The organism is Saccharopolyspora pogona (assembly GCF_014697215.1).
Classification (GTDB): Bacteria; Actinomycetota; Actinomycetes; order Mycobacteriales; family Pseudonocardiaceae; genus Saccharopolyspora; species Saccharopolyspora hattusasensis.
Genome location: NZ_CP031142.1, coordinates 7,897,877 through 7,913,151 on the forward strand (window position 1 = coordinate 7,897,877; position 15,275 = coordinate 7,913,151).

13 protein-coding genes and 1 pseudogene are annotated in these 15,275 nt (G+C 70.3%); 10 read left to right on the forward strand and 4 right to left on the reverse strand.

Features of this window, described 5'->3' with window-relative positions:
• Positions 1-84 precede the first annotated feature (84 nt).
• From DL519_RS37300 to DL519_RS50545, 5 genes are all read left to right on the forward strand, one after another.
• Positions 85-435: a GntR family transcriptional regulator gene (locus DL519_RS37300; protein WP_190821845.1), complete on the forward strand. Its 351-nt coding sequence runs from the start codon at positions 85-87 to the stop codon at positions 433-435.
• A gap of 62 nt (positions 436-497) precedes the next feature.
• Entirely contained in the window at positions 498-1,445 is a 948-nt protein-coding gene (locus DL519_RS37305) for a DUF1648 domain-containing protein (RefSeq protein WP_190821847.1), read from the forward strand.
• Between the two features lie 201 nt (positions 1,446-1,646).
• Positions 1,647-2,108, forward strand: a complete 462-nt coding sequence (locus DL519_RS37310) for a hypothetical protein (protein ID WP_190821849.1) — start codon at positions 1,647-1,649, stop codon at positions 2,106-2,108.
• An 84-nt stretch (positions 2,109-2,192) separates the two neighbouring features.
• Entirely contained in the window at positions 2,193-4,430 is a 2,238-nt protein-coding gene (gene recG, locus DL519_RS37315; protein ID WP_190821851.1) for an ATP-dependent DNA helicase RecG, read from the forward strand.
• Between the two features lie 396 nt (positions 4,431-4,826).
• Positions 4,827-5,345: a transposase gene (locus DL519_RS50545; protein ID WP_397545090.1), complete on the forward strand. Its 519-nt coding sequence runs from the start codon at positions 4,827-4,829 to the stop codon at positions 5,343-5,345.
• Here DL519_RS50545 and DL519_RS37325 read toward each other — a convergent pair.
• Positions 5,284-6,096 carry a helix-turn-helix transcriptional regulator gene (locus DL519_RS37325; RefSeq protein ID WP_190821853.1) on the reverse strand — a complete coding sequence of 271 codons (813 nt, stop codon included), beginning with the start codon at positions 6,094-6,096 and terminating at the stop codon, positions 5,284-5,286. The genes DL519_RS50545 and DL519_RS37325 overlap by 62 nt on opposite strands.
• A 72-nt stretch (positions 6,097-6,168) precedes the next feature.
• Here DL519_RS37325 and DL519_RS37330 point away from each other — a divergent pair.
• Together DL519_RS37330 and DL519_RS37335 are read left to right on the forward strand one after the other, a co-directional pair.
• Positions 6,169-6,885, forward strand: a pseudogene (locus DL519_RS37330) (SDR family oxidoreductase).
• A gap of 2 nt (positions 6,886-6,887) precedes the next feature.
• Positions 6,888-7,118, forward strand: a complete 231-nt coding sequence (locus tag DL519_RS37335) for a hypothetical protein (RefSeq protein ID WP_190821855.1) — start codon at positions 6,888-6,890, stop codon at positions 7,116-7,118.
• Between the two features lie 118 nt (positions 7,119-7,236).
• Here DL519_RS37335 and DL519_RS37340 read toward each other — a convergent pair whose 3' ends face one another.
• Positions 7,237-7,398 carry a hypothetical protein gene (locus DL519_RS37340; protein WP_190821857.1) on the reverse strand — a complete coding sequence of 54 codons (162 nt, stop codon included), beginning with the start codon at positions 7,396-7,398 and terminating at the stop codon, positions 7,237-7,239.
• Positions 7,399-7,671: 273 nt separating this feature from the next.
• Here DL519_RS37340 and DL519_RS37345 point away from each other — a divergent pair, with 273 nt between their 5' ends.
• The gene (locus DL519_RS37345; RefSeq protein WP_190821859.1) at positions 7,672-11,049 is read left to right on the forward strand and encodes a pyruvate carboxylase; all 3,378 of its coding nucleotides are present in this window, start codon (positions 7,672-7,674) and stop codon (positions 11,047-11,049) included.
• 59 nt (positions 11,050-11,108) lie between these two features.
• On the opposite strand, the gene DL519_RS37350 is transcribed toward DL519_RS37345, so the two are convergent.
• Both DL519_RS37350 and DL519_RS37355 read right to left on the reverse strand, forming a co-directional pair.
• A complete protein-coding gene (locus DL519_RS37350) occupies positions 11,109-11,555 on the reverse strand; it encodes a PIN domain-containing protein (protein WP_223839998.1) in 447 nt (148 codons plus the stop codon).
• A 63-nt stretch (positions 11,556-11,618) separates the two neighbouring features.
• A complete protein-coding gene (locus DL519_RS37355; protein ID WP_190821862.1) occupies positions 11,619-13,679 on the reverse strand; it encodes a HelD family protein in 2,061 nt (686 codons plus the stop codon).
• Between the two features lie 453 nt (positions 13,680-14,132).
• Here DL519_RS37355 and rsmD point away from each other — a divergent pair, with 453 nt between their 5' ends.
• Entirely contained in the window at positions 14,133-14,693 is a 561-nt protein-coding gene (rsmD, locus tag DL519_RS37360; RefSeq protein ID WP_190824450.1) for a 16S rRNA (guanine(966)-N(2))-methyltransferase RsmD, read from the forward strand.
• Positions 14,694-14,761: 68 nt separating this feature from the next.
• On the forward strand, positions 14,762-15,244 hold the full coding sequence (coaD, locus tag DL519_RS37365) for a pantetheine-phosphate adenylyltransferase (RefSeq protein ID WP_010305792.1): 483 nt from the start codon (positions 14,762-14,764) through the stop codon (positions 15,242-15,244).
• Positions 15,245-15,275 lie beyond the last annotated feature (31 nt).

The window sequence follows — 15,275 nt, forward strand, 5'->3', positions numbered from 1 at the left end:
TGGAAACGTTCACGGACCCTGAGTTGCGCAGGCGGTGAATCCGCCGGCCGTTGAGACGTGAATGGTGCTATAGTCATTAGCATCATGTTGCTTTCATTGGATCTGCACGACCAGCGGCCGCTGCACGAGCAGGCCGCCGACGCCATCCGGCGCGCCATCGCCGACGGCGAGGTCGAGCCGGGCGATCGGCTGCCGCCCGCGCGAGACCTGGCCGTCGCGCTGCAGATCAACTCCAACACCGTGCTCCGCGCGCTGCGCCAACTGCGCGAAGAGGGGCTGCTGGAGTTCCGCCGCGGGCGCGGCGTCACGGTGCTGCGCCGCCCGGACGCGCGGGCCGCGCTGCAGCGGCGGCTCGGCGAGCTGCTGGCCGATGCGGAGCTCCACGGCTACCGGCCGGACGACGTCATCGAATGGATCAGGCAGGGGGAGGCATGAGGGATCCATCCGCGATTTCCGCACAGCCGGACAACGGTGTCCCACCAGACGCAGGAGGCGAAATGATCTACCGCACCCGGTTCCTGGCCGTTTCGGTCCTGTGGGTGGCGGCCGTGACGGCGGTGCTCGTCGTCGGCGCGCTGACCCTGCGGGACCGGCTGCCGGATCCGATCGCCTCGCACTGGAGCTTCTCCGGCGCGCCCAACGACTCGATGTCGGTCACCGGTTTCCTGGTCTTCCTGCTGGTCGGCTGGCTGGCGGTCGGGGTGGGCGCGCTCTGGAACGGCGCGCGCGGCTGGCGGCTGCGGCGCACCCGCGCCGCCACGAGCGCGATCCTCGCCGCTGCCGGGGTATTCGTCGTCGGCCTGGGTGCGCTGACCGCGTGGGTGAACCTGGACGCCGTCGAATGGCGGCAGGCCGGGTCGCTGAGCTGGCAGGTGGTTCCGATGCTGGCGGCCGCCGGGATCGCCGGCCGCGTCGGCTGGTTCGCGTGCAACCGTGGACCGGACGAGGAGCAAGACCTGGCTTCGGGTTCGGAGCTGGCTTTGAAGGCGGGCGAACGCGCGGTGTGGCTGTCGTCGATGTCGAGCCAGGTGCTCCGCGTGGGCGGCGTCGTCGTGCTGCTGGTCTCGGTGGTGACCTTCATCTTCCAGACCTGGCAGGTCGCGCTGGCGCCGCTGCTGGCCGGTGCGGCGTGCCTGGCCATTTCTTCGGCGCGGGTGCAGGTCGACGAGCGCGGGGTGCGAGTCGCGTTCGGGCCGCAGCGCTGGCCCGCTCGGCGGATCCGGCTGGCGCAGATCGAGGGCGCGCGGGTCGAGACCCGGCGGGCGCTCGAGGTCGGCGGCTGGGGCTACCGGGTTCTCCCCAGCAGCACCGCGATCATGATGCGCAGCGGCGAGTGCCTGGTCCTGCGGCTGACCTCCGGTCGTGACTTCTACATCAGCGTCGACCACGCCGAACGCGGCGCCGAGCTGGTCAACGCGCTGATCACCGAAAGCTCGGCGCTGTGAGGGAGGAACTCGTGGGACGTCGCGACTTACGGGTGTACCTGCTCGGCGCGCTGGGCGGCGCGTGCCTGGTGGCGCTGCGGCTGTGGCTCGCGACCGCCTGACCAGCGGTCGGTCCGGTCGGCGATGCCCGGCCGGGCCGACGGGCAGCGGCGGTGTGGCGCTAATGTCGTTACTGGTCGTCGACTGACCCGGGAGCGTCCAGTGAGAGTCCGAAGCCGATATCTGTGGTTCGTCGGTGGCTGGACCGTGCTCGTCGCGCTGCTGATGATCGCGATCCCGCTGCTGCTGCGCACCCGGCTGCCCGAGCCCATCGCGGTCAAGTGGACGTCGTCGGGCGCGCCGGAGAGCTCCAGCTCGCTGCGCGACTTCCTGTTCGACATGCTCGTCTGGTGGCTGGCGGTCGCTGCGGTGTGGAGCGTCTTCGGGGTCCGCGGGGTGCTGCGGCGGCGCGGCCTGGCCTGGGCCGGCGCGGCGCTGGGCGTCTTCGGCGCGCTGATGCTGGGCACCGTCGTGCTGACCACGCTCACCAACCTGAACGCCTCGGACTTCCGGGACACCGTCGACCTCCACGCGCAGGGCTGGCTGCTGCTGGGCGGTGCGCTCGCGGGCTGGCTGGGATGGCGATTGGGCAGCCAGAGCGCGCGGGTCGCCGCCACCGACTGATCGACTCGTCGGTGCCGTCCAGTAACTTGCGGGTGCCTGCCCGGCGGGACGACCGGTGACGATGCGCACGGCGGAGGACAAGCAGTGACCACATTGGACGCGAAGCTCGATCGGGTGCTCGGCGCCAAGTCCGGCAAGGCGCTCGATTCGGCGCTGGGCCTGGCCACCGTGGGCGATTTGCTGCGCCACTACCCGCGCCGCTACGCCGAGCGCGGCGAGCTGACCGCGATCGCCGGGCTGGAGATCGGCGAGCACGCCACCGTGCTGGCGCAGGTGGAGCGGGTCAGCAAGCGCACCATGAAGTCCCGCCGCGGCACCATCGTCGAGGCCCGCATCACCGATGGCCACCGCTCGCTGAGCTGCACGTTCTTCAACCAGGCTTGGCGGGAGCGGGAGCTGCTGCCGGGGCGGCGCGGCATGTTCGCGGGCAAGGTCACCGCCTACCGCAAGCAGCTGCAGCTGGCACACCCGGAGTACCAGCTCTTCGACACGGAGAAGACCGATCTCGGTTCGGCGGCCGAGGAATTCGCCGCCGCGCTGATCCCGGTCTACCCGGCCGCGCATGGCCTGCCGTCGTGGTCCATCGCGCGGTGCGTGGGCCAGGTGCTGGACGTCTGGGACGGCACCGACGACCCGCTGCCGGTGGAGCTGCGCGACCGGATGGGGCTGGCGGACCTGGAATCGGCGCTGCGCAAGATCCACCGCCCGCAGAACTTCGGGGAGGTGACGGTCGCGCAGAACCGGTTGAAGTGGGACGAGGCGCTGGCGGTGCAGCTGGCGCTGGCGCAGCTGCGCGGCGCGGCGAAGTCGCATCCGGCGCCGGTGTGCCGGCGGCGCGACGACGGCGTGCTGGCGGCGTTCGACCAGCGGATGCCGTTCGAGCTGACCAAGGGGCAGCGGGAGATCGGCGAGCAGATCGCCGCCGACCTGACCACCGAGCACCCGATGAACCGCCTGGTGCAGGGCGAGGTCGGCAGCGGCAAGACGGTGGTGGCGCTGCGCGGGATGCTGCAGGTGGTGGACTCCGGGCGGCAGGCGGCGATGCTCGCGCCGACCGAGGTGCTCGCCGCGCAGCACGCCCGCTCGCTGCGCGAACTGCTCGGCGACCTGGCGATGGCCGGTGAGCTCGGCGGCGCGGACGACGCCACCCGCATCACGCTGCTGACCGGTTCGCTGAACGCGGCGCAGCGCAAGAAGGCCTTGCTGGAGGCGGCTTCCGGTGAGGCCGGGATTGTCGTCGGCACGCACGCGCTGATCCAGGACCGGGTGTCGTTCGCCGATCTCGGCCTGGTCGTGGTGGACGAGCAGCACCGCTTCGGTGTCGAGCAGCGCGACGCGTTGCGGGCGCGCGGCGGGGACGAGGTGTCGCCGCACGTGCTCGTGATGACCGCGACGCCGATCCCGCGCACGGTGGCGATGACGGTCTACGGCGACCTGGAAACCTCGGCGCTGCGGGAACTTCCGCGCGGTCGCTCGCCGATCAGCACGAGCGTCGTTCCGGTGGCGGAGAAACCGGCTTGGCTGGACCGGGCCTGGGCGCGCATCCACGAGGAGGTCGCGGCCGGGCACCAGGTCTACGTGGTGTGCCCGCGGATCGGCGACGACGAGGAGAACCCGGGCAAAGGCAAGAAGAAGGCCGCGAAGTCCGCTGTGGACGACAGCGACGGGGGCGGCGAGGAGCCGCCGCCGGAGGAGGACGAGGAGCGGCGGCCGCCGGTGGCGGTGCTCGACGTCGCGGAGCAGCTCGCCGCCGGGCCGCTGGCGGGCCTGCGGCTGGGCATCCTGCACGGCCGGCTGGCCGCGGACGACAAGGACGCGGTGATGCGCGCGTTCGCCGCCGGGGAGCTGGACGTGCTGGTCGCCACCACCGTCGTCGAGGTCGGCGTCAACGTGCCGAACGCGACCGTCATGGTGATCATGGACGCCGACCGGTTCGGCGTCAGCCAGCTGCACCAGCTGCGCGGCCGCGTCGGCCGGGGCAGCGCGCCGGGCCTTTGCCTGCTGGTCACCGAGGCGATGGCCGGCACCACCACGCGGGACCGGCTGGACGCGGTGGCCTCCACCACGGACGGCTTCGAGCTCGCCCGCCTGGACCTGGAGCTGCGCCGCGAGGGCGACATCCTCGGCGCGGCGCAGTCCGGCCGGAAGTCGGGCCTGAAGATGCTGTCGCTGCTGCGCGACGAGGACGTGATCGCCCAGGCCAGGGAGGAAGCCGACCGGGTGGTCGGCGAAGACCCCCAACTGCGGAAGCAGCCGGGCCTGGCCCGGATGGTCGCCGAGGTGGTCGACGCCGACCGCGCCGAGTACCTGGAGAAGACCTGATTCGGAGTTGCGCGCATGGCCGCTATCCGAATCAAGAACGTGCCGGATAACCTTCGCGAGACGTTGGTCCAAGCCGCCGAGGCAAAGGTCAGTCCTTGGAGACCTATCGGCTGGATGCGCTGACAGAACGGGCACACCTAGGGTCTGTTGCGAACAGTAGATCTTGATCTTGAATGATCATGGCCTGCCGACCTGTTCCGACGCTGGCAGCGCGACGGCACCTGGGCCAGGATCGTCACCCGGCTTCAGGCCCACGCGGACGGAAGGACCTGATCATCTGGGAGGTGAACGTCGACTCCACTGTCTGCCGGACCCACCAGCACACCGCCGGGGCGTCCCGCCGTCGAGTCGGCCGACCATGGTCTCGGACGCTCCCGGGGCGGGCTGACCACCAAGATTCACCTCGCTGTCGAGCAGGGGCAGAAGCCACTGTCCATCGTGATCACAGCCGGGCAGCGGGGTGACTCGCCGCAGTTCGAACCGGTCCTGGAAGCGATCCGGGTGCCCCGGTTCGGGCGAGGGCGGTCCCGCAGGCGCCCGGACCGGGTGCGTGCCGACAAGGCGTACGACTCCCGTATCAACTGGACTACCTGCGTAAACGCGGTATCAAGGCGACCATTCCGAATCCCTGCGGACCCGAGTCCGCAACCGGTAGAAGCTCAGGTCCCGGGGCGGTCGGCCACCGAAGTTCGACAAGACCGACTAACGCGAGCGTCACGCCGTCGAGTGTGGGATCAACCGTCTCAAGCGCTACCGTGCCGTGGCCACGAGGTACGACAAGCTCGCCGTTCGCCACGAGGCGACCGTGCTGGTCGCAGTCCTCAACGAGTGGCTGTGACCAGCACCAACACACCTAGACCGTCGCGGCCAGCCGGCGCAGGGTTCGGGCCGAGGGGGATCCGGGGTCGGCCGTGATCAGGACTACTTCCTGGTCGTCCTCGGGGACGAGGAGCACGTCGCAGTTCAGCCGGAGTCTGCCCGCCGTCGGGTGGTCGAGGGTCTTGGTGCGGTGGCCGGGGGCGTGGACCGGGCGGGTCTCCCAGAGCTGGTGGAACTCATCGCTGCCGGTGTGTAGTTCGGCCAGCAGGGCGGCGAGCTGCGGGTCGTGCGGGTAGCGGTCGGCGGCCCGGCGCAGGCGTGCCACCACGATGTGCCCGAACTCCTCGGTGCTGGAGCTTTCGTACAGCCGTCCCTCGCCGAGGAACCGGCGACGGGCCAGGTTCGCCGTCCCCTGTCCGAGGTCGCCGCCCAGCAGAGCCCGGGCCAGCGGGTTCCAGGCGACGACGCCGTAGGCCGCGTCGGTGACGATCGCGCCGGTCTCCGGCAGGCGCTGCAGCATCCGGGCCACGTGCGGGCGAACGCGCCGAACGGCGCCGGTGGCGGGCGGCGGCGCGCCCGTTCCGGCCAGGCGGAACAGATGGCTGCGTTCGGCCGGCGTCAGGCGGAGGGCTTGGGCCAGCGCGTCCAGGATGCGGGGCGACGGACGAGGGCCGCGGGCCTGCTCAAGCCGTACGTAGTAGTCGACAGACAGGTGGGCCAGCTCCGCTATCTCCTCTCGGCGCAGGCCTGGGGTGCGGCGCGGGGCGCTGGTGGGCAGGCCGAGCTCGTGCGGGCGCAGGGCTGTGCGGCGCTCCCGCAGGAAACGGGCGAGTTCCTGCCGCACCATGGTCTCTCCTCCCGGTGCCTGGTACAGGTTGTCCCTGGCAGGGGTGGGCGCAGCCAGGGGACCGTGGCTTCCATGAACGATCGCACAGCACTGGTCACCGGTGCCAACAAAGGCATCGGCAAGCAAATCGCCCGCCTGCTCGCCGCGGAGGGTTTCGGGGTGTACGTGGGCTCCCGCGACGCCGGGCGCGGGCGGCGGGCCGTCGAGGAGATCGGCGACGCCCCGCGTCTACTGGTCCTCGATGTGACGGACCCGGACAGCATCGCCGCGGCCGCAGGGCAACTGGACCACCTGGACGTGCTGGTCAACAACGCAGGCCTATCGCTCTCGCTCGCGCCGCCGACCGAAACCGGCGCAGACGAGTTCCGGCGCACGTACGAGACCAACGTGGTTGGGGTCGTCGCGGTCACCAACGCCTTCCTGCCCGCCCTGCGCCGCTCCCCGCACCCCCGAATCGTCAACGTGTCCAGCGGGACCGGATCACTGACCTAGAGCACGAATCCGAACCCCCAGTTCGCCACCGGCAGCGGCGGTGCGGCCGCGTACCGGTCGTCGAAGGCCGCCCTCAATGCCCTCACCGTCCTGTACGCCCAGACACTGGCCAAGGAGGGTTTCAAGGTCAACGCGCTCGCCCCCGGCCTGCGGGCCACCGACCTCAACTCCCGGGCAGCCGCGGCGGGTGGAGACCCGGCGGAGGCCGCCCAGGGGGCTGTACGGCTGGCGCTCCTGCCGGACGACGGGCCAACCGGCGCGTTCTTCTCCTGGGACGGAACCACCGTGCCGTGGTGATCATGGCAAGCCCGGACGGACGCCGGTTCTGTGGGACCGCGAAGCGGCTGCTCCCCGGCACCTTCCGCTTCACCGACCTCCAGCCCCGCCCGACCGGCATGGACTGGCTCAACGACCGGGAGCTCACCGCCTACGGGACGACGATGTGTGCGCGCTGCGATTTGATCGTGTCCCAGGGGGTGCCGGTAGGTCGTCCGCGGCCACCGGCGAATTTCGTGGCGTGCAGCTCGTAGTCGGTGGGGATCCCGATCGATCGGTAAAGCTGGCGGCGCCGGTCCAGCCATTCGCGCGGCGCCGCGTTCCAGGACTAGACGAGGACTAGACGCGGACTAGACGTGGACTAGACGAGGACTAGACGGCGAGCTCGACCCAGCCGAAGACGTTGTAACCGGTCGTCTCCGCGCCGGAGTCGTCGATGTAGATCACCCGCGTGGTCACGATCGAGAGGTTGGGCCCGTCACTGTCGGCTATGTCACGCGCCTCCGCGAGTTCGTCCATAGCCGCCTCGGTCAAGGGACAGGTTCTTGGAGACCTATCCGCCGCTGGATGTGCTGATCGGGCGACGGTCCGGACCGCGCGCTACGTCCAGGCCTCCAGTAAGAGATCGAAAGTTCCATCAAGGCGAAATTTGACCTTTTTTCTTTTGGTCCAGACCTTGTTTCGAATCTACGTTTGAGCAGGTAGTCGAGGCATCGAAGTGTCCATCACCTGAGAGGTTCTCCCGGAAGAGGGAATTTTCGCGGTACTGTGCTCACACCGACCGACACCTGTCCAGGAGGAGCCGGCATGTTCCGCAAGGTCCTTGTCGCGAACCGCGGCGAGATTGCGATCCGCGCGTTCCGCGCCGCGTACGAGCTGGGTGCGGGCACGGTCGCGGTGTTCCCGCACGAAGACCGCAACTCGTTGCACCGCCTGAAAGCCGACGAGTCGTACGAGATCGGCGAACCTGGTCATCCGGTCCGCGCCTACCTGTCCGTCGAAGAGATCATCAAGGCCGCGCGCCAGGCCGGCGCGGACGCGGTCTACCCCGGTTACGGGTTCCTCTCCGAGAACCCCGAGCTGGCGCGGGCCTGCCAGGAAGCCGGGATCACCTTCGTCGGCCCCGGCCACGAGATCCTGCAGATGACCGGGAACAAGGCGACCGCGGTCGCCGCCGCCCGCGAGGCCGGGGTTCCGGTGCTGAACTCCTCGTCACCGTCCCGCGACATCGACGAGCTGCTGGCCGCCGCCGAGAACATGACGTTCCCGGTGTTCGTGAAGGCCGTCGCCGGCGGTGGCGGGCGCGGCATGCGCCACGTCGATGCGGTGTCCGGGCTGCGCGAGGCGCTGGAAGCGGCGATGCGCGAGGCCGAATCGGCCTTCGGTGACCCGACGGTCTTCCTGGAGCAGGCGGTCATCAACCCGCGGCACATCGAGGTGCAGATCCTCGCCGACGCCGCGGGCAACGTGATCCACCTCTACGAGCGGGACTGCTCGGTGCAGCGCCGCCACCAGAAGGTCATCGAGATCGCCCCGGCGCCCAACCTTGACCCGCAGCTGCGGCAGCGGATCTGCGCCGACGCGGTCGCCTTCGCCCGCAAGATCGGCTACGTCAACGCGGGCACCGTGGAGTTCCTGGTCGACGAGCAGGGCCGCCACGTGTTCATCGAGATGAACCCGCGCATCCAGGTCGAGCACACGGTCACCGAGGAGGTCACCGACGCCGACCTGGTCCAGTCGCAGCTGCGCATCGCCGTCGGCGAGACGCTCGAAGACCTCGGCATGACGCAGGACGCGATCCGGGTGCGCGGCGCCGCCCTGCAGTGCCGCATCACCACCGAGGATCCGGCCAACGGGTTCCGCCCGGACACCGGCATGATCAGCGCCTACCGCTCGCCGGGCGGCGCGGGCATCCGGCTCGACGGCGGCACCGCGTTCGCCGGCACCAGCGTCAGCGCGCACTTCGACTCGATGCTGGTGAAGCTCTCCTGCCGGGGCCGCGACTTCGCCACCGCCGTCGCGCGGGCCCGCCGCGCGGTAGCCGAGTTCCGGATCCGCGGCGTATCCACGAACATCCCGTTCTTGCAGGCCGTGCTGGACGACCCGGACTTCGCCGCGGGCAAGGTCACCACCTCGTTCATCGGCGAGCGGCCGCACCTGCTCACCGCCCGCCACTCCGCCGACCGCGGTACCCGGCTGCTGAACTACCTCGCCGACGTGACGGTCAACCGGCCCAACGGCAAGCGCCCGACCACCCCGGACCCGGTGTACAAGCTGCCGGAGATCGACCTGTCGGCCGCCCCGGCCGCCGGTTCGAAGCAGCGCCTCACCGAGCTCGGTCCGGAAGGTTTCGCCCGCTGGCTGCGGGAAACCAAGGCCGTCGGCGTCACCGACACCACCTTCCGGGACGCCCACCAGTCGCTGCTGGCGACCCGGGTGCGCACCAAGGACTTGCTCGCGGTCGCGCCGCACGTGGCGCGGATGACGCCGGAGCTGCTGTCCCTGGAGTGCTGGGGCGGCGCGACCTACGACGTGGCGCTGCGGTTCCTCGCCGAGGACCCGTGGGAGCGGTTGGCGAAGCTGCGCGAGGCGGTGCCCAACATCTGCCTGCAGATGCTGCTGCGCGGGCGCAACACGGTCGGCTACACGCCTTACCCGACCGAGGTGACCGAGCACTTCGTGCAGGAGGCCACCGACACCGGCATCGACATCTTCCGCATCTTCGACGCGCTCAACGACGTCGAGCAGATGCGCCCGGCGATCGAGGCGGTGCGGGCCACCGGCAAGTCGATCGCCGAGGTGGCGCTGTGTTACACGGCCGACCTGTCCAACCCGGACGAGAAGCTCTACACACTGGATTACTACCTGCGACTGGCGGAGCAGATCGTCGACGCCGGTGCGCACGTGCTGGCCATCAAGGACATGGCCGGGCTGCTGCGGCCGCCGGCGGCGGCGAAGCTGGTTTCCGCGCTGCGCAAGGAATTCGACCTGCCGGTGCACCTGCACACCCACGACACGCCGGGCGGCCAGCTGGCCACCTACCTTGCGGCCGTCCAGTCCGGCGTGGACGCGGTGGACGCCGCGACGGCGTCGCTGGCCGGAACCACGTCGCAGCCCGCGCTGTCGTCGGTCGTCGCCGCCACCGACTACACCGAGCAGGCCACCGGGCTGGACCTGCAGGCGGTGTGCGACCTGGAGCCTTACTGGGAGTCGGTGCGCAAGGTCTACCAGCCTTTCGAGGCGGGCCTGGCCTCGCCCACCGGGCGCGTGTACAAGCACGAGATCCCCGGCGGCCAGCTGTCGAACCTGCGCACCCAGGCGGTCGCGCTCGGGCTGGGCGACAAGTTCGAGGAGATTGAGGCGATGTACGCCGCGGCCGACCGGATCCTCGGCCGGCTGGTCAAGGTGACCCCGTCGTCGAAGGTGGTCGGCGACCTGGCGCTGCACTTGGTGGGCGCCGGGGTGGACCCGTCCGACTTCGAGGCCGACCCGCGCAAGTTCGACATCCCGGACTCGGTGATCGGGTTCCTACAGGGCGAGCTCGGCGACCCGCCGGCGGGCTGGCCGGAGCCGTTCCGCACACGGGCCCTGGAGGGCCGCACCGCGGTGCGCAAGGTCGCAGAACTGTCCGAAGAGGACCGTGCCGGGCTGGAGTCGGACCGCCGGGGCACCCTGAACCGGCTGATGTTCGCGAAGCCGGCCAAGGAGTTCACCGAGCACCGCGAGGCGTTCGGCGACACTTCCCTGCTGCGCAGCAAGGACTTCTTCTACGGCCTGCGGCCGGGGGAGGAGTACTCGGTGGACCTGGAGCCGGGCGTGCGGCTGCTCATCGGGCTGGAGGCGATCAGCGAGCCCGACGAGCGCGGCATCCGCACCGTGATGGCGGTCCTGAACGGCCAGCTGCGGCCGATCCAGGTCCGCGACCGCTCGGTAGCCACGGACCTGCCGATCGCGGAGAAGGCCGACCGGTCCAACCCCGGCCACGTGCCCGCCCCGTTCGCGGGCGTGGTGACGCTGTCGGTCGCGGAGGGCGACGCGGTAGAGGCGGGCCAGACCATCGCCACCATCGAGGCGATGAAGATGGAGGCCGCGATCACGGCCCCGCAGGGCGGCCGCGTCAAGCGCCTCGCGATCGGACCGGTCCAGCAGGTCGAAGGCGGAGACCTGATCATCGAACTCGGCTGACCACCGTTGACCCCAACGCGGGCCGTCCCCTCTCGGGGGAACGGCCCGCGTTCGGCGTTTCAGGGGCGGAACGGGTTCTCGATCAGGAGGTTCCCGAACCGTCGGCCGTGCTGCATGTCCTCGGTGAGCAGCTTCGTCGCACCCGATCGCAACGCAGCTTCGAGGATGAGCGCGTCGTAGAACGCGAGCGTGTGGTTCTCTTCCAGCTTACTAGCCGAGACGATCAGCAGTGGGTCGGTGCGAATCGGATCCCACTCGGCGTACTTCGCCACCACCTTGCGAGCGGTTTCGCGGGGTAGCTTCGTCTTCTTGGTGGCGACGGAGTAGAACTCCTGGAGCACCTGGGTGCTCAACACGCCGGTTTCCGTGGCCCAGAGCTCTTTCAGCAGTTGGCGGGCTTGGGTGGCGCGCAGGTCGCCGTCGTTCACGATGTGCGCGTAGACCGGGATGTTCGTGTCGATGAGCCCTTGGCTCTCCACGCCTTCGCGGCACCGGGCACCGGGCACCGGCCTTCGACCGACTGTGCCGGTCGAAGGCGCCCCTCGTTTTTGGTCCCCGGTTGGCTGGGATTACGGGGTCTTGAGGACCGTGAGGAGCTGGGTGGCTCGGCTGAGGGCGACGTAGAGGGCGCGGCGGCCGGTGCTGGATTCCGCGGCCAGGCCGTCCGGGTCGACGACCACCACCGCGTCGTACTCCATGCCCTTGGCCTCCAGGCTGCCGACCACGCGGAGCCGGTCGGAGCCGGCTTCCAATCCGTCCACAGTGGATAGCCATTCGCGGACTTCGTCGCGGCGGGCCATCGTGGTGATCACGCCAACCGTGCCCTCGGCCGCCACGACCAGCTCCGCCGCGGCGGTTCGCGTCTCCCGCGGCAGCTCGTCCGCGGACACCTCACGCACCGCCGGGTCGATTCCGGTGGTACGCACCGCGATCGGCAGGTCGTCGGCCGGTACCAGGTCGCGGACCGCATCGGCGGCGACGGCGAAGATCTCCGCCGAGTTCCGGTAGTTGGTGCGCAGCGTGAACCGGCGGTGCGTGCGCTGCTCGCTCAGGGCCTCCGCCCGCGCAGCCGCGGCCTCCGCCGGATCGGGCCACGACGACTGGACCGGGTCGCCCACGATCGTCCAGCTCGCGTGCCGCCCGCGGCGACCCACCATGCGCCACTGCATCGGCGAGAGGTCCTGCGCCTCGTCGATCACCACGTGCGCGTACTCGTCGTAGTTGACCGCGCGGCGCGACTGCTCCGCATCCGGGGCTGTGCGGCGCCGCTTCGGCGGCGGCCCGGCCAGCACCCGCAGCTCGTCGATCAGCGCGATGTCGGCGACCGTCCACTCGGTCACCTCGGTCCACGACTTGGCCAGCAGGTCGACCTCCTCGGCCGACAGCAACCGGCGGGCGGCCTGGGACAGCCGCGCCGGGTCGGACAGCCAGCGCAACACCTGCATCGGGTACAGCGGCGGCCACCAGGCGACCAGGAACCGGTGGAACTCGATGCGGTCGCCGATCTCGGTGATCAACCGCTCGCGCTCCGGCTTGAAGTCCTCGTCGGCGGCCTGTCTCGCCTTCTGCCACAGGGCTTCCAGCAGCGCGTCGGCCGCCCGCATCCGGGACCGGTTGGGCTGCCCGCCCTTGCCGTGCAGCGAGCGGCGGATCCGCTTCAGGTCGTCGGCCTGCAGCTTCAGCACCGTGCCCCGGTAGAACATCTTCAGCTGCTCCGGCGCGTCCGGCGGCGGCAACCGCAGCGCCCGCCGGAGCACCTTCACCATCCGCGACGAGCCCTTGACCTCCGCCGTGCGCGGATCCTCGATCTTGGCCGTGCCGATCCCGTCCAGCACCTCGCCGAGCGCCCGCAGCTCGACGTTGTGCTCGCCCATCGACGGCAGCACGCGGGAGATGTAGGACATGAACACCGGCGACGGCCCTACCACCAGCACGCCGGGCCCGCCGAGCCGGCGCTGGTCGCGATAGAGCAGGTAGGCGGCTCGGTGCAGCGCCACCGCGGTCTTGCCGGTGCCCGGCCCGCCGGTGATCTCGGCGACCCCGCCCTCGGGCGCCCGGATCGCGTCGTCCTGCTCCTTCTGGATCGTGGCGACGATGTTGCGCATCGAGTCGCCGCGCGACCGGGTCAGCGCCGCCATCAGCGCGCCGTCGCCGATCACCCGCATGTCCGCCGGCGCCCGGTCCGGGTCCAGCAGGTCGTCGGAGAGGTCGACGACCTGCTCGCGGGAGGAGCGGATCACCCGGCGGCGCACCACGTCCAGCGGCTGCTCGGGGGTGGCCTGGTAGAACGCCGCCGCCAGCGGGGCCCGCCAGTCCACCAGCAGGTTGTCGAACTGCGGGTCGCGGATGCCCAACCGGCCGATGTGCGCGGCATCACCGCCGGCGAAGTCCAGGCGGCCGAATACGAGCCCCTCGGACTCCGCGTTCAACGCCTGCAGCGTCCGGTTCGCGTGGTAGAGCATCACGTCGCGCTCGTTGAGCGCCTCGGGCGTGGCCTCCTGCCCGTACTCGTAGCTCTTGTCGCGCATCGCCTCGGCTTCGGCACGCAATTCGTCGAGCCGGGCGTAAACCCGATCGACGTGCTGCTGCTCGACCGCGATCTCGGCCTGCTTGATGGACGCTTCGGACACCTGTGTCGTTCTCCCCGTCTGGCGCAGTGGGCAGACCAGTCAGCTTACGACCCGCTGCGGTGCCGGTTTGCTGCTCCCAGGAGCTAAGAACCGACATACCCAGGCGTAAACTCCAGCAAAACGCGTGATCCGTTGCACGGTTCGTCTTGCGTGGCGGTGCGGGTGCCGGAACCTCGGAAGCCTTCTCGGTCCGGGATCCCCGACTCATGTATGACCAACACGCCACGTGGGGCTGTCCTCCCGAGAAGGCTTCTGATAACCCGCGGCGGTGCGAGTTGCGAGGGTGGGAAAAGAGAAAGCGGCTCGCGCCGCTTGCGTGTGGCTGCTTGTGTGACTCTGCGCTCCTGGTGCGGGCTGCCTGGGGCAGCTTGCTTGGTGTCATGGGTTTGCTGCGTGGGCGGACTTCGAGGCCCGCGGCGCATCGGTCGGGAGGGCGTGCGCGACGATGGTCGGGTGACGCGGATCGTGGCCGGAAGCGTGGGCGGGCGGCGCATCGAGGTGCCCCCGCGCGGCACCAGACCCACCTCGGAGCGGGTGCGGGAAGCCCTGTTCAGCGCGCTGGAATCGGTCATCGAGCTGACCGGCGCGCGGGTGCTCGACCTCTACGGCGGCTCCGGGGCGCTTGGCTTCGAAGCCCTGTCGCGTGGCGCGGGCCACGCCACCTTCGTCGAGTCGGACCGGCGCGCCGCCCAGCTGCTGCGCCGCAACGCCGCATCGCTCGGGTTCCGCGAGGTCCGGGTGGAACAGGCGAAGGCCGAGACACTGATCGGCACCCCGACCGCGCAGCCCTTCGACGTGGTGCTGGCCGATCCGCCCTACGACCTCGCGCCCGAGCAGCTGCAGCGCGTGCTGGTCGGGCTGGTCCAGAACGGCTGGACCGCGCCGGGCAGCCTCGTGATCGTCGAGCGCGCGGTGCGCAGCGGCGAACCGGACTGGCCGCCGCCCCTCCACGCGACGCGCACCAAGCGCTACGGGGACACCGCCGTGCACTGGGCCGTGCACGAGGAACAGTGATCCCGCGCCGGTGACCCGCGCCACGTGATCGTGGGTGCATCCGGGAACGGCTGCTAACGTGCCAGGTCATGAGGCGTGCCGTGTGTCCAGGCTCCTACGACCCGGTGACGAACGGTCATCTGGACATCATCGAGCGAGCGTCGAAGCTGTTCGACGAGGTCGTCGTCGCGGTGCTCATCAACAAGAACAAGAAGAGCCTCTTCACCGTCGAGGAGCGGCTGGAGATGCTGCGCGAGGTCACCGCCCAGTGGCCCAACGTGCGCATCGACGCCTGGCACGGCCTGCTCGTGGACTACTGCAAGGCGCACGAAATCGGCGCGATCGTCAAGGGCCTGCGCGCGGTCAGCGACTTCGACTACGAGCTGCAGATGGCGCAGATGAACCAGCAGCTGTCCGGGGTCGAGACGATGTTCATGTCCACCAACCCGCTGTACAGCTTCCTGGCTAGCTCGCTGGTCAAGGAGGTCGCCACCTACGGCGGCGACGTGTCGAACCTGCTGCCGCCGAAGATCGAGCAGCGGCTCCGCGAACGGCTGGCCGAGCGCGGCTGAACCGCCGCGCCAACGCCCCGAGCCGCGCGGC

Excerpts from the sequence above, each read along its gene's own strand:
- DL519_RS37335 (WP_190821855.1), top strand. The coding sequence starts at position 6,888 with ATGGCAAGCCCGGACGGACGCCGGTTCTGTGGGACCGCGAAGCGGCTG.
- DL519_RS37300 (WP_190821845.1), top strand. The coding sequence starts at position 85 with ATGTTGCTTTCATTGGATCTGCACGACCAGCGGCCGCTGCACGAGCAG.
- DL519_RS37305 (WP_190821847.1), top strand. The coding sequence starts at position 498 with ATGATCTACCGCACCCGGTTCCTGGCCGTTTCGGTCCTGTGGGTGGCG.
- DL519_RS37325 (WP_190821853.1), bottom strand. The coding sequence starts at position 6,096 with ATGGTGCGGCAGGAACTCGCCCGTTTCCTGCGGGAGCGCCGCACAGCC.
- coaD (WP_010305792.1), top strand. The coding sequence starts at position 14,762 with ATGAGGCGTGCCGTGTGTCCAGGCTCCTACGACCCGGTGACGAACGGT.
- DL519_RS37345 (WP_190821859.1), top strand. The coding sequence starts at position 7,672 with ATGTTCCGCAAGGTCCTTGTCGCGAACCGCGGCGAGATTGCGATCCGC.